At 73.3% G+C, this 12,451-nt stretch carries 14 protein-coding genes; all 14 read left to right on the forward strand.

Features of this window, described 5'->3' with window-relative positions; translation table 11 throughout:
* Positions 1-211: 211 nt before the first annotated feature.
* The 14 genes from hypA to ACH4J0_RS24120 all read left to right on the forward strand — a co-directional run bounded on the left by hypA (position 212) and on the right by ACH4J0_RS24120 (position 12,421).
* Positions 212-607 carry a hydrogenase maturation nickel metallochaperone HypA gene (hypA, locus tag ACH4J0_RS24055; protein ID WP_396242595.1) on the forward strand — a complete coding sequence of 132 codons (396 nt, stop codon included), beginning with the start codon at positions 212-214 and terminating at the stop codon, positions 605-607.
* The gene (gene hypB / locus ACH4J0_RS24060; protein ID WP_396242596.1) at positions 591-1,310 is read left to right on the forward strand and encodes a hydrogenase nickel incorporation protein HypB; all 720 of its coding nucleotides are present in this window, start codon (positions 591-593) and stop codon (positions 1,308-1,310) included. The genes hypA and hypB overlap by 17 nt, the downstream gene beginning before the upstream one ends.
* Complete coding sequence (hypF, locus tag ACH4J0_RS24065) at positions 1,291-3,645, forward strand: carbamoyltransferase HypF (protein ID WP_396242597.1); 2,355 nt, start codon at positions 1,291-1,293, stop codon at positions 3,643-3,645. Before hypB ends, hypF begins: the two co-directional genes overlap by 20 nt.
* Before the next feature lie 28 nt (positions 3,646-3,673).
* Complete coding sequence (locus ACH4J0_RS24070) at positions 3,674-3,964, forward strand: HypC/HybG/HupF family hydrogenase formation chaperone (protein WP_396242598.1); 291 nt, start codon at positions 3,674-3,676, stop codon at positions 3,962-3,964.
* Entirely contained in the window at positions 3,961-5,088 is a 1,128-nt protein-coding gene (gene hypD, locus ACH4J0_RS24075; RefSeq protein ID WP_396242599.1) for a hydrogenase formation protein HypD, read from the forward strand. Before ACH4J0_RS24070 ends, hypD begins: the two co-directional genes overlap by 4 nt.
* Positions 5,081-6,151 carry a hydrogenase expression/formation protein HypE gene (gene hypE / locus ACH4J0_RS24080; protein ID WP_396242600.1) on the forward strand — a complete coding sequence of 357 codons (1,071 nt, stop codon included), beginning with the start codon at positions 5,081-5,083 and terminating at the stop codon, positions 6,149-6,151. Before hypD ends, hypE begins: the two co-directional genes overlap by 8 nt.
* 132 nt (positions 6,152-6,283) lie before the next feature.
* Positions 6,284-7,729 carry a hypothetical protein gene (locus ACH4J0_RS24085; protein WP_396242601.1) on the forward strand — a complete coding sequence of 482 codons (1,446 nt, stop codon included), beginning with the start codon at positions 6,284-6,286 and terminating at the stop codon, positions 7,727-7,729.
* Complete coding sequence (locus ACH4J0_RS24090; protein WP_396242602.1) at positions 7,701-8,027, forward strand: hemerythrin domain-containing protein; 327 nt, start codon at positions 7,701-7,703, stop codon at positions 8,025-8,027. Before ACH4J0_RS24085 ends, ACH4J0_RS24090 begins: the two co-directional genes overlap by 29 nt.
* Entirely contained in the window at positions 8,024-9,115 is a 1,092-nt protein-coding gene (locus ACH4J0_RS24095) for a hydrogenase expression protein HypE (RefSeq protein ID WP_396242603.1), read from the forward strand. The genes ACH4J0_RS24090 and ACH4J0_RS24095 overlap by 4 nt, the downstream gene beginning before the upstream one ends.
* A gap of 26 nt (positions 9,116-9,141) precedes the next feature.
* Complete coding sequence (locus ACH4J0_RS24100; protein WP_396242604.1) at positions 9,142-10,944, forward strand: nickel-dependent hydrogenase large subunit; 1,803 nt, start codon at positions 9,142-9,144, stop codon at positions 10,942-10,944.
* Complete coding sequence (locus tag ACH4J0_RS24105) at positions 10,937-11,434, forward strand: NifU family protein (protein WP_396242605.1); 498 nt, start codon at positions 10,937-10,939, stop codon at positions 11,432-11,434. Before ACH4J0_RS24100 ends, ACH4J0_RS24105 begins: the two co-directional genes overlap by 8 nt.
* Positions 11,431-12,033 carry a DUF5947 family protein gene (locus ACH4J0_RS24110; RefSeq protein WP_396242606.1) on the forward strand — a complete coding sequence of 201 codons (603 nt, stop codon included), beginning with the start codon at positions 11,431-11,433 and terminating at the stop codon, positions 12,031-12,033. The genes ACH4J0_RS24105 and ACH4J0_RS24110 overlap by 4 nt, the downstream gene beginning before the upstream one ends.
* 10 nt (positions 12,034-12,043) lie before the next feature.
* On the forward strand, positions 12,044-12,250 hold the full coding sequence (locus ACH4J0_RS24115) for a hypothetical protein (protein WP_396242607.1): 207 nt from the start codon (positions 12,044-12,046) through the stop codon (positions 12,248-12,250).
* Between the two features lie 36 nt (positions 12,251-12,286).
* The gene (locus tag ACH4J0_RS24120) at positions 12,287-12,421 is read left to right on the forward strand and encodes a hypothetical protein (protein WP_396242608.1); all 135 of its coding nucleotides are present in this window, start codon (positions 12,287-12,289) and stop codon (positions 12,419-12,421) included.
* The last annotated feature ends 30 nt before the right edge of the window (positions 12,422-12,451 follow it).

Genomic DNA, 12,451 nt, shown 5'->3' on the forward strand with positions numbered 1-12,451 from the left:
CCGCCGCCCCGGGCCGGAACGGCTGCCCGGCCGCGCCGGACCGGCACCCACCGCCGCGACGACCTGACGACAGGTCGTCGCGGCGGGGCCGAAGGGGGCCATGCGGGTGGAATCGGCGTCGCTCCGCCCCCGCAGCGGCCGGGGCGGGCCCGGATGAGTTCCTACCGTGGGCGGGGTTCGACCGTCGGCCGTCCGAGTCCCGGGAGCGCAGGTGCACGAGCTGTCGATCGCGCTGTCCGTGGTGGAGGCGGTGGAGGAGTTCGCGGCCGGATACCCGGGCGAACGGGTCGAAGAGGTACGGCTGCGGGTCGGTGCGCTGGCCGGGGTGGAGGCCGAGGCGCTGGACTTCTCGTTCGCGGTGGTCTGCGAGGGGACGGCGCTCGCGGGCGCCCGGTTGGCGATCGAGCAGGTGCCGGCGGTGGTGCGGTGCCGGCCGTGCGAGCGGGAGTTCCCCGTCCGGCCGCCGCTCGACCTGCGGTGCCCGGCGTGCGGCGGCGGCTCCGTGGAGTGCGCGTCCGGACGGGAACTGGAGATCGCCGCCGTCGTCCTGGGGACGGCGGAGGGCGCCGACGAACAGGAGGTGGCCGACGATGTGCCGAGTCCATGAGGTGCAGCACGCGGTCCTCGCGAAGAACGACGCCCTGGCGGCGGCGCTGCGCGAGGACCTCCGGGACCAGGACGTCGTCCTGGTCAACCTGCTGTCCAGTCCGGGCAGCGGCAAGACCGCCCTGCTGGAACGGCTCCTGGCGCGGGCCGTCGAGGACGGCGTACCGGTCGCCGCGATCACGGCCGACCTCGCCACCGAGAACGACGCCCGCCGCCTCGCCCGCTCCGGCGCCCCGGTCAAGCAGGTGCTCACCGGCGGCCTGTGCCACCTGGAGGCCGCCCAGCTGCGCGGTCACCTGGACGGCTGGCTGCCGGGCGGCACCCGGCTGCTGTTCGTGGAGAACATCGGCAACCTGGTCTGCCCGTCCTCGTACGACCTCGGGGAGGAGCTGCGGATCGTCCTGATGTCGGTGACCGAGGGCGAGGACAAGCCCGTCAAGTACCCGAACGCCTTCGGCTCGGCGAACCTGGTCGTGCTCACCAAGACCGACCTGGCGCAGGCCGCCGGCTTCGACGAGCCGGCCTTCCGCGGGCACGTCGACCGGGTGAATCCGGGCGTGCCGCTGCTGGAGACCTCGGTGCGCACCGGGCACGGGATCGGTCGGCTGTGGGAGACGGTCAACGGGGGAGCGGCCGTCCACCGGCCGGTTCTGGCCCGCGCCGCGGCGGACGGGGACCACCACCATGCCGCCGCACACCACTGACACCACCGGCCGCCCGGGCACCACGGACGCGGCGGCCCCGCCCGAGGGCCCGGTCCGCCGCGTGCTCACCGTCACCGGCGTGGTCCAGGGCGTCGGCTTCCGGCCGTTCGTGCACGCGCTGGCGAGCCGGCTGGGCCTGGCCGGAGAGGTGGCCAACACGTCGGCCGGAGTGGTGATCGACGTCGAGGGGCCGGACGGCACGGTGGAGGAGTTCTGCCGCCTGCTGCGGTCCGAGGCCCCGCCGCTCGCCGAGATCGCCGCCATCCGGTGGGCGACCGCCCCGCCGGCCGGTGCCCGCGCCTTCACCATCCGCCCGTCCCAGCCGGGTGCCGGCCGCACCATGGTCCCGCCGGACGCCGCGACCTGCGCCGCCTGCCTGGCCGAGCTCGCCGACCCCACCGACCGCCGCCACCGGCACCCGTTCATCAGCTGCACCCACTGCGGCCCGCGGTTCACCATCACCACGGCCCTGCCGTACGACCGGCCCGCCACCACGATGGCGGGCTTCCCGCTGTGCCGCGACTGCGAGCGCGAGTACCGCGACCCGGCGGACCGCCGGTTCCACGCCCAGCCGGTGGCCTGCTGGGCCTGCGGACCGGTGCTGCGACTGACGGGTGACGGTACCTCGACCGAGGGCGGGCCCGCCCTGGCCACGGCCCGGCGGATGCTCGCCGCCGGGGCGGTCGTCGCCGTCAAGGGCATCGGCGGCTACCACCTGGTGTGCGCGGCGGCGCACCGGGAAGCCGTCCGGGAACTGCGCCGCCGCAAGGCCCGGGGCGGCAAGCCGTTCGCCGTGATGGCGCCGGACGTGGCGGCGGCCGCCCGGCTGGGCCGGGTCGGCCCGGGCGAGGAGGCGCTGTTGACCGGCCGGGCCCGGCCGATCGTGCTGCTGCGCCGCACGGACCCGGCCGGCGCGCTGGCTCCCGAGGTCTGCCCGGGCAGCCCGGACGTGGGCGTGCTGCTGCCGTACACGCCGGTGCACCGGCTGCTGTTCGGCCTGCCCGGCGACCCGCCCGGCCCGGGCGTGCTGGTGGTGACCAGTGCGAACCGCTCGGGCGAGCCGCTGGTCACCGACGACGGCGAGGCGTTCGAGCGGCTGGCCGGCCTGGCCGACGCCTGGCTGTGGCACGACCGGCCGATCGTCGTCCCGTGCGACGACTCGGTGGTCCGCGCCCGCCCGGACGGCGAACCGATGATCCTACGTCGCTCCCGGGGCTTCGCCCCCGCGAGGATCGAGCTGCCGCTCGGCCTGCGCCCGGTTCTGGCGGTCGGCGGCGACCTCAAGAACGCCCTCTGCCTGGCCGAGGGCCGCTCCGCCTGGCTGTCCGGCCACATCGGCGACCTCGGCGAGCTCTCCGCCCAGCGCTCCTTCGAACGCGCGGAACGCCACCTGCGCACGCTGACCGGCGTCGAACCCCGGCTCCTGGCCGCCGATCGTCACCCCGGCTACGCCTCCGCCTGCTGGGCGCAGCGCAACGCGGGCGAGCGGCCCGTCGCCCGGGTGCAGCACCACCACGCGCACGTCGCCGCCGCGATGGCCGAGCACGGCCTGGACGGCGGCGCGCCGGTGATCGGCGTCGCCTTCGACGGGACCGGGTACGGCGAGGACGGCGCGGTGTGGGGCGGTGAGGTGCTGCTCGCCGACTACGCCGGCTTCCGGCGCTTCGCCCATCTGGCGTACGTCCCGCTGCCCGGCGGCGACACCGCGGTCCGCGAGCCCTGGCGGATGGCGCTCGCCCACCTGCGGGCGGCCGGCCTGCCCTGGGCCGAGTACCTGCCGTGCACCGCCGCCCGTCCGCCCGAGCTGCGCCGACTGTTGACCCGTCAGCTGGAACGTGGCCTCAACTGCCCGCCGACCTCCAGCATGGGCCGCCTGTTCGACGCGGTCTCCTCGCTGGCCGGCGTCTGCCACGACGCCGGATTCGAGGCGCAGGCCGCGATCGAGCTGGAGGCCGCGGCCGTAGGCGCCGCGGACGCCGGCGGGTACTCCTTCGCGCTGCGGCCGGGGCCGGACGGCCTGCTGCTCGACCCCGCGCCCGTGCTGCGCGCCTGCGCCGAGGACGTCCGGACCGGCACGGGCGCCCCGGTGGTCGCCGCCCGGTTCCACCGAGCCGTCGCGGAAGCGGTCCTGACGGTCTGCCGGGAGGCGCGCAGGCGCACCCGGGCCGACACCGTGGCGCTCACCGGCGGCGTGTTCACCAATGCCCTGCTCGACCACTGGACCGCCGAACTGCTGGCCGCGGACGGCTTCACCGTGCTGCGCCACCGGGTCGTCCCGCCCGGCGACGGAGGGCTGGCCCTCGGGCAGGCCCTGGTGGCGGCCCGTACCGCCTGAAGAACCCCGAGGAAAGAGGAGTGCGCCGATGTGTCTGGCAGTCCCCGGCCGGGTGGCCGACGTCTACGAACGCGACGGCACCCGGATGGCCCGGGTGGACTTCGGCGGAGTGCTGAAGGAGGTCTGCCTGGAGTACCTGCCGGAGATCGCCGTCGGGGACTACGCCATCGTCCACGTCGGCTTCGCCCTCCAGCGGCTGGACGAGGAGTCGGCGCTGTCGACCCTGCGGCTGTTCGAGGAGATCGGCGCGCTGGAGGAGGAGTTCGGCGACGCCTGGGCCCGGGCCCGGGCGGAGGTTCAGCCCGAGGAGGATTCGTGAAGTACATCGAGGAGTTCAACGATCCGGAGCTGGCACGCCGGCTGCTGGAGGACATCCGGGCCACGGTGACCCGCCCGTGGGCGCTGATGGAGGTCTGCGGCGGCCAGACGCACTCCATCATCCGGCACGGCATCGACCAGCTCCTGCCGGAAGGCGTCGAGTTGATCCACGGCCCGGGCTGCCCGGTGTGCGTCACGCCGCTGGAGGCGATCGACCGGGCGCTGGCCATCGCCGCACGGCCGGAGGTCACCTTCTGCTCCTTCGGCGACATGCTCCGGGTGCCCGGCACCGACCGGGACCTGTACCGGGTCAAGGGCGCCGGCGGAGACGTCCGGGTGGTGTACTCGCCGCTCGACGCGCTGCGGATCGCCCAGGAGAACCCGCAGCGCGAGGTGGTGTTCTTCGGCATCGGCTTCGAGACCACCGCGCCCGCCAACGCCATGGCCGTCCACCAGGCCCGCCGCCTCGGCGTGCGCAACTTCAGCCTGCTGGTCTCGCACGTACGGGTGCCACCGGCGATCGAGGCCATCATGAGCTCCGCGGACTGCCGGGTGCAGGGTTTCCTCGCCGCCGGCCACGTGTGCAGCGTGATGGGCACCACCGAGTACCCGGAACTCGCCGAGCGCCACCGGGTGCCGATCGTGGTCACCGGCTTCGAGCCGCTGGACCTGCTGGAGGGCATCCGCCGGGCCGTCCGCCAACTGGAGCGCGGCGAACACCGGGTGGAGAACGCCTACCCGCGCGCCGTCCAGGACACCGGCAACCCGGCCGCGCTCCGCATGCTCCAGGAGGTCTTCACGGTCACCGACCGCGCCTGGCGCGGCATCGGCACCATCCCGGACAGCGGTTGGCGGCTCTCCGAGGCGTACCGCGACTTCGACGCCGAACACCGCTTCGACCTCACCGGGGTCACCACCCGCGAGTCCGCCCGGTGCCGCAGCGGCGAGGTGCTCCAAGGCCTGATCAAGCCGCACGAGTGCGAGGCGTTCGGGACCGCCTGCACGCCGCGCACCCCGCTCGGCGCCACCATGGTCTCCAGCGAGGGCGCCTGCGCCGCGTACTACCTCTACCGGCGGCTCGACCCGGCCGTCCGGCGCGCCGAGGAGGCCGAGCCCGTTGGCTGACACGCTGCAGACCGCACCCGACTTCTCCGGCTGGTCCTGCCCGCTCCCGCTGCGGGACCACCCCGTGGTGGTGATGGGCCACGGCGGCGGCGGCGCTCTCTCCGCCGAGCTGGTCCGTCACCTGTTCCTGCCCGCGTACGGCGGCGAACAGCTCGCAGGGCTCGGCGACTCGGCACAACTGACGCTCGGCGGTGCCCGGCTGGCGTTCTCCACGGACTCGTACGTGGTGCGGCCGCTGTTCTTCCCCGGCGGCAGCATCGGCGACCTGGCGGTCAACGGGACGGTCAACGACCTGGCGATGAGCGGCGCGGTGCCGGCGTACCTGTCCTGCGCGTTCGTGCTGGAGGAGGGCACCGAGCTGGCCACCGTCGGAGCCGTCGCGCAGGCGGTCGGCGCGGCCGCCCGGGCGGCCGGCGTCACCGTCGCGACCGGCGACACCAAGGTGGTCGACGCCGGGCACGGCGACGGGGTCTACCTCACCACGGCGGGCATCGGCCTGATCCCGGACGGCGTGGACATCCGCCCGCAGCGGGCCCGCCCCGGCGACGTGATCGTGGTCAGCGGGCCGATCGGGCAGCACGGCATCGCCATCATGAGCGTGCGCGAGGGACTGGAGTTCGGTGCCGAGGTGACCAGCGACACCGCGGCCCTGGGCTCGCTGGTCCAGGCCATGCTGGCCGTCACCCCCCACCTGCACGTGCTGCGCGATCCCACCCGCGGTGGCCTGGCGGCCTCGCTCAACGAGATCGCCGCCGCCTCCGGCACCGGCGTGGTCCTGGACGACCGGGCGGTGCCGGTCCCGGAGGCGGTCGCCAACGCCTGCGCCTTCCTCGGTCTCGACCCGCTGTACGTCGCCAACGAGGGCCGACTGGTCGCCTTCGTGCCGCGCGAGCACGCCGACGCGGTGCTGGCGGCGATGCGCGCCCATCCGGACGGGCGCGGCGCGGTGATCGTCGGCGAGTGCGTCGCCGACCACCCCGGCGTGGTGGTCGCCCGTACAGGCCTCGGTGGCACCCGGATCGTGGACCTGCCGCTCGGCGAGCAGCTGCCCCGGATCTGCTGAGCACCACTCCGATGGCGAACCGGACGCGCAGGGTCGGACGCGAGGTGTGACCGTGGGAGGAAGGACCGACCGGAGGCCGGTCCCTCTTCCCACGCCCGGGGACCACGGCCGCTGCGGCCGATCGGAGGCGAGATGACCAGTACACCGGCGCCAGGCCGGGCCGCTCCGGCGCGGCCCGCCGACCCCAACGGCTTCGAACGGTTGCGGCCGGTGGCCGATGCCGTGCTGTACGAGGGCTACCTGCTCTACCCCTACCGCCGCTCCTCGGCCAAGAACCGGGTGCGCTGGCAGTTCGGCGTGCTCGCGCCGCGCCCGTGGGTCGAGGCGGACGGGCCGGTGGCGGAGACCGTCGCCGGGTCCGCCGAGTCCTGGTACCAGCAGACCGAGTGCCTGGCCGAGGCGGCGCCAGACGCGGTGCTGCACGTCCGGGTCCGCTACCTCCAGGTGCAGCAGAAGAGCGTGCAGCGCTGTACCGCCGACGGCCGGTACGAACCGGTGGAGTCGCTCCACGCGCCCGACGCGGTCCACCTCAGCTTCGAGGAGGCCGTGCCCCGGGAGAGCGACCTGGTGCTGCCGCTGGCCGAACTGCTGGCCGGTGACCGCACGTTCCAGGTCGGCGCACCCGGCGGCGAGCAGACCGAGGAACTGCCGGACGCGAACGGCCGGGCGGTGCGCCGGTGCCACCCGGTCGAGGCGCGGACCACCGTGCACGCCGAACCGCTGGACGGGCGGCTGTACCGGCTGCGGGTTCGCACCGAGAACACCGGCCGCCAGGTCGGGCCCGGCGCCACCCGCGAGGAGGCGCTGCGGCACACCCTGGTCGCCACCCACACCTTCCTCGGCGGCAGCGGCCTGTCCTTCCTCTCGCTGACCGACCCGCCCGAGCGGGCAGCCGAGCACGCCCGGGCCTGTCGGAACCTGCACACCTACCCGGTGCCGGCCGACGCCGACCGGGCGGTGCTCTCCTCGCCGATCATCCTGCCCGACCAGCCGCGGATCGCCCCGGAGAGCCCCGGCGACCTGCACGACGCCGGTGAGATCGACGAGATCCTCTCGCTGCGCACCATGCTGCTCACCGACGAGGAGAAGCGCGAGGCCCGCGCCACCGACCGGCGGGCCGCCGAGATCCTCGACCGGGTGGACACCATGCCGCCGGAGGTATTCACCCGCCTGCACGGCGCGATCCGCTCGCTGCGGCCCGCCGGGCGCCCGGAGCCCGCCACGCGGGCGCCCTGGTGGGAAGAGGGCGGGGACGACGGCCTCTCGCCGGCCACCGACCGGGTGCTGGTCGACGGCGTCGCGGTCGCCCGCGGCAGCCGGGTCGAGCTGCGGCCGCACGGCCGGGGCAGCGACGCGCAGGACATGTTCCTGGCCGGGCGCACGGCCGAGGTGGCGGCGGTCTTCCACGACGTGGACGGCAGCGTCCACCTCGCCGTCACGGTCGACGATGATCCCGGCGCCGAGTTGCACGGTTGGTACGGGCGGTACCGCTACTTCCGGCCGGACGAGGTGCGACCGTTCGGCACCGCCCCCGACGAGAAGAGGTCCGATGGACGCCATCGAACTCCTGGAGCATGACCACCGCATGGTGGAGCAGCTGTTCCGCGACTACCCGGCCGCCGCCTCCGACACCCAGCGGCGAGGTGTGGTCGAGGTCCTGATCCGTGAACTGTCCGAGCACGCGGCCCTGGAGGAGCTGATGGTCTATCCGCTCGCCAGGAAGGTGCTGCCGGACGGCGACCGGCTGATCGACCGGCACCTGGCCGAGCACGGCGGCGTCAAGCGGAGCCTGCTGGCGTTGGACCGGCTCGGCCGGGACGACCACGACGATACGGACCGACTGCGTGACCGGCTGCAAGGGAGGCCGAAGACATGACGATCGAGAGTGGTACCACCAGCACCAGCCAGACACCGAGCCGTGCGGACCAGCGGCAGGGCTTCACGGAGATCGACATCCTGTGGATCTCCGAGGGCCTGAGCTGCGACGGCGACACCGTGTCGCTGACCGCCGCCGACCAGCCCGCCATCGAGGACGTCGTGCTCGGGCTGATCCCCGGCCTGCCCAAGGTCAACCTGTACAACAAAGTGCTCTCGCCCACGCTGGGCGGCGAGGAGTTCCTCGCCCCCTACCGGGCCGCCGCCCGGGGCGAGTCGCCGAACCCGTTCATCCTGGTCATCGAGGGCTCGATCCCGAACCAGGACATCATCGAGGGCGATGGCTACTGGACCTCCTTCGGCAACGACCTGGACACCGGCGAGCCGCTCACCCTCAACTGGTGGCTCGACCACCTCGCGCCCAAGGCGTGGGCGGTGGTCGCGGCCGGCACCTGCGCGACGTACGGCGGCATCCACGCGATGGCCGGCAATCCGACCGGCGCGATGGGCCTGGCGGACTACCTGGGTTGGGACTTCAAGTCCACCGGCGGGCTGCCGATCGTCAACGTGCCCGGCTGCCCGATCCAGCCGGAGAACTTCATGGAGACCCTCACCTGGGTGCTCTACCATGCGGCCGGCGCCGCCCCGCCGCCCCCGCTCGACGCCAACCTGCGCCCGCAGTGGCTGTTCGGCAGGACCGTGCACGAGGGCTGCGACCGGGCCGGCTACTACGAGCAGGGCAACTTCGCCCGCGAGTACAACTCGCCCAAGTGCCAGGTGAAGGTGGGCTGCTGGGGGCCGGTGGTCAACTGCAACGTGCCGAAGCGGGGCTGGATGGCCGGGATCGGCGGCTGCCCGAACGTCGGCGGCATCTGCATCGGCTGCACCATGCCGGGCTTCCCGGACACCTTCATGCCGTTCATGGACGAGCCGTCCGGCGGCAGCCTGTCGCCGATGCTCATCAAGCCGTACGGCGCGGTCATCCGGCGGCTGCGCGGCATCACCAACATGGCCGTGAACCGGGAGCCGCGCTGGCGGCACCGCGGTTCCGAGCTGACCAGTGGCTACGACCCGCACTGGCGTCCCTGACCGACCCCGGCCCAGAAGGAAGGCACATGACGACGACCGAGACCCCGCGCGCGACCGGGCAGCGCAAGCCGCCGCAGATCGTGGAGATGTCGTGGGACCCGATCACCCGGATCATCGGCAACCTCGGCATCTACACCAAGGTGGACTTCGCCAACAGGGAGGTGACGGAGTGCCACAGCACCTCCTCCCTGTTCCGGGGCTACTCGGTGTTCATGAAGGGCAAGGACCCCCGGGACGCCGGCTTCATCACCAGCCGCATCTGCGGCATCTGCGGCGACAACCACACCACCTGCTCCAACTACGCCCAGCAGATGGCCTACGGGGTCAAACCCCCGCCGCTCGGCGAGTCGATCGTCAACCTCGGCGAGGCCGCCGAGTACCTGTTCGACCACACGATCTTCCAGGACAACCTGGTGTTCGTGGACTTCTGCGAGGCCATGGTCAAGGAGACCAACCCGGGCCTGCTGGCCCGGGCGGAGCGCACCGAGGCGCCGAACGCGGGCATCCACGGCTACCGGACGATCGCCGACCTGATGCGGTCCTTCAACCCGTTCGAGGGCGAGGTCTACAAGCAGGCGCTGCGGGTCAGCCGGATCACCCGCGAGATGTTCTGCCTGATGGAGGGCCGCCACGTGCACCCCTCCACGCTCTACCCGGGCGGCGTGGGCACGATGCCGACGCCCACCCTGTTCACCGACTACCTGTCGCGGCTGATCAGGGTGATCGACTTCGTCAAGAAGTCGGTCGCGATGAACGACGACGTCTTCGACTTCTTCTACGAGGCCCTGCCGGGCTACGAGGAGGTCGGGCGCCGGCGCATCCTGCTCGGCTGCTGGGGTGCCTGGCAGGACTACGAGGTCTGCGACTACAAGTACGCGACGATGAACGAGTGGGGGAAGGCGATGTTCGTCACCCCCGGCATCGTGGTGGACGGCAAGCTGGTCACCAACAACCTGGTCGACATCAACCTGGGCCTGCGGATCCTGCTCGGCAGCTCGTACTACGAGGACTGGGTCAACGAGGACCCGTTCGTCACCCGCGACCCCCTCGGCAACCCGGTCGACATGCGCCACCCCTGGAACCAGACCACCGTGCCGGTGCCCCAGAAGCGCGACCTGAACGGCGGCAAGTACAGCTGGGTGATGAGCCCGCGCTGGTACCACCAGCAGACCGGCGAGCACCTGGCCCTGGACACCGGCGGCGGCCCGCTGGCCCGGCTCTGGTCGACGGCGCTCAGCGGGCTGGTGGACACCCCGTACGTCAAGGCGACCGGGCAGGGCGTGCGGATCTCGCTGCCGAAGGGCGAGGAACTGCCCGAGATGACCTTCGAGTGGAAGATCCCGAAGTGGAGCAACACCATCGAGCGCGACCGGGCCAGGCCGTACTTCGTGGCGTACTCGGCGGCGATGGCGCTGCACTTCGTGGAGCGGGCGATGGGCATGGTCCGGGCGGGTGACACCAGGGTCTTCACGGACTTCGAGGTGCCGGACGAGGCGATCGGTTGCGGCTTCCACGAGGCCGTGCGCGGCGTGCTCTCGCACCACCTGGTGATCCGCGACAAGAAGATCGCCAACTACCACCCGTACCCGCCCACCCCGTGGAACGCCAGCCCGCGCGACAGCTACGGCACCCCCGGCCCGTACGAGGACGCCGTGCAGGGACAGCCGATCTTCGAGGAGAACGGGCCGGACGACTTCAAGGGCATCGACATCATGCGCACCGTGCGCAGCTTCGACCCCTGCCTGCCGTGCGGGGTGCACATGTACCTCGGCAAGGGCAAGGAGCTCACCCGGATGCACACCCCCACCTACGGGGCGTCCCATGGCTGACGGACGGCTGGACGCACAGGCGGTGGAACAGCGACTGGCCCGGCTGGACGAGCTGCTGGAGCGGGTCGAGGCGGTGCCGGGGCCGAGCGGCGAGGCGGCGCTCGCGGCGATCCGGACCCTCACCGAGGTCTACGGCGAGGCGCTGGCCCGGGTGCTGGACCTGGTGCCGCCGGACCCGCTGCTCGACGACGAGCTGCTCGGCCACCTGCTGGTGCTGCACGACCTGCACCCGGAGCCGCCGGAGCGCCGGGCCGCACGGGCCGTGCACGCGCTGCGCGAGCGGGGCGTGCAGGCGGAGCTGGCCGGGGTCGACGGCGGGGTGGCCGAGGTGAGGCTGACCGTCAAGGGCTGCGGGTCCTCGGCCGGAGCGGTGGAGGCGGCGGTCCGGGAGGCGGTGCTGGCGGCCGCGCCCGAGCTGAGCGAGGTGCGGCGGGCCCCGGAGCGGGCGTTCGTCCCGGTGGACAGCCTGCTCCCGCGGGCGTCGGCATGACCGCCGGTGCGCTGCACCGCCTGATCCGCGAGGCCCGCGCCGAACCGGCCGGGCCCGCGGAACCTCCCGAGCGGTGCGAGCTGTGCGGCGAGCAGGTGCCGGAGGAGCACCGGCACCTGCTGGACACCGAGGCGCAGACGGTGCTGTGCGTCTGCCGGCCGTGCGCGCTGCTGTTCGGCCGGGAGGCGCAAGCCGAGCAGGGGCGCTACCGGCTGGTGCCGGGGCGGCGGACGCGGCTGGAGCCGGTGTCGACCGACCGCCTGGGCGTCCCGGTGGGCCTGGCGTTCTTCGTGCCGCAGCCGGACGGCACCGTCCTGGCCCACTACCCGAGCCCGGCGGGCGCGGCCCGCTGGGAGGTGGATCCGGAGACCTGGCGGACCGTGTGCGAGCTGCGGCCCGAGTTGCGCACGATGCGCGCAGGGGTGGAAGCCTTGTTGGTGAACACCGTTCGCGGGCAGTCGCAGCACTGGATCGTCCCGCTCGCCGACTGCCTGCGGATGGTCGCAGTGGTGCGGCGGGAGTGGCGCGGCCTGTCCGGCGGCAGCCGGATCTGGCCGGCGATCGAACAGTTCTTCGCCGAACTGACCGAACAGCGGTGAGGAGGAAGCCATGGGCAACATCCGCGTGGGCAAGCCGCAGGCGCGCCCTGACACGGCGTCGACCGTCTTCGGCAGCCACCGGGGCAACGAGGGGCCCTCCAAGCGGCAGCCGGGCCACCACAAGGACGGCAGCGCGGACGCCCGGCGGTCCACGGGCATCCACTGGAAGAAGCACAACGCGATCCTGGCGATCATGCCGAACATCCCGCCCGGCTGAGCCGGGCCCGGCAGACGCGAAGCGATGGAGGAACCGATGGCCAGACGGGTGTTGGTAGCAGAGGCCCTGATCGTCGGGGCTATCACCCTGGCGGTGCTCGTCCGGGAGATCCCCGGCATGCGGCGGGAGCTGCGGATGTGGCGGATGGTGGGCCTGCGGCGCCACCCATGACAGCCCGCGGCGCCCGGCGGTCGTGGACGA

This window comes from Kitasatospora sp. NPDC017646 (assembly GCF_044329365.1).
Taxonomy (GTDB): domain Bacteria; phylum Actinomycetota; class Actinomycetes; order Streptomycetales; family Streptomycetaceae; genus Kitasatospora.

Bases quoted from the DNA above. Each gene is read 5' to 3' on its own strand.
- hypB (WP_396242596.1), top strand. From the start codon at position 591: ATGTGCCGAGTCCATGAGGTGCAGCACGCGGTCCTCGCGAAGAACGAC.
- hypF (WP_396242597.1), top strand. From the start codon at position 1,291: ATGCCGCCGCACACCACTGACACCACCGGCCGCCCGGGCACCACGGAC.
- ACH4J0_RS24070 (WP_396242598.1), top strand. From the start codon at position 3,674: ATGTGTCTGGCAGTCCCCGGCCGGGTGGCCGACGTCTACGAACGCGAC.
- ACH4J0_RS24085 (WP_396242601.1), top strand. From the start codon at position 6,284: ATGACCAGTACACCGGCGCCAGGCCGGGCCGCTCCGGCGCGGCCCGCC.
- ACH4J0_RS24090 (WP_396242602.1), top strand. From the start codon at position 7,701: ATGGACGCCATCGAACTCCTGGAGCATGACCACCGCATGGTGGAGCAG.
- ACH4J0_RS24095 (WP_396242603.1), top strand. From the start codon at position 8,024: ATGACGATCGAGAGTGGTACCACCAGCACCAGCCAGACACCGAGCCGT.
- ACH4J0_RS24100 (WP_396242604.1), top strand. From the start codon at position 9,142: ATGACGACGACCGAGACCCCGCGCGCGACCGGGCAGCGCAAGCCGCCG.
- ACH4J0_RS24105 (WP_396242605.1), top strand. From the start codon at position 10,937: ATGGCTGACGGACGGCTGGACGCACAGGCGGTGGAACAGCGACTGGCC.
- ACH4J0_RS24110 (WP_396242606.1), top strand. From the start codon at position 11,431: ATGACCGCCGGTGCGCTGCACCGCCTGATCCGCGAGGCCCGCGCCGAA.
- ACH4J0_RS24115 (WP_396242607.1), top strand. From the start codon at position 12,044: ATGGGCAACATCCGCGTGGGCAAGCCGCAGGCGCGCCCTGACACGGCG.
- ACH4J0_RS24120 (WP_396242608.1), top strand. From the start codon at position 12,287: ATGGCCAGACGGGTGTTGGTAGCAGAGGCCCTGATCGTCGGGGCTATC.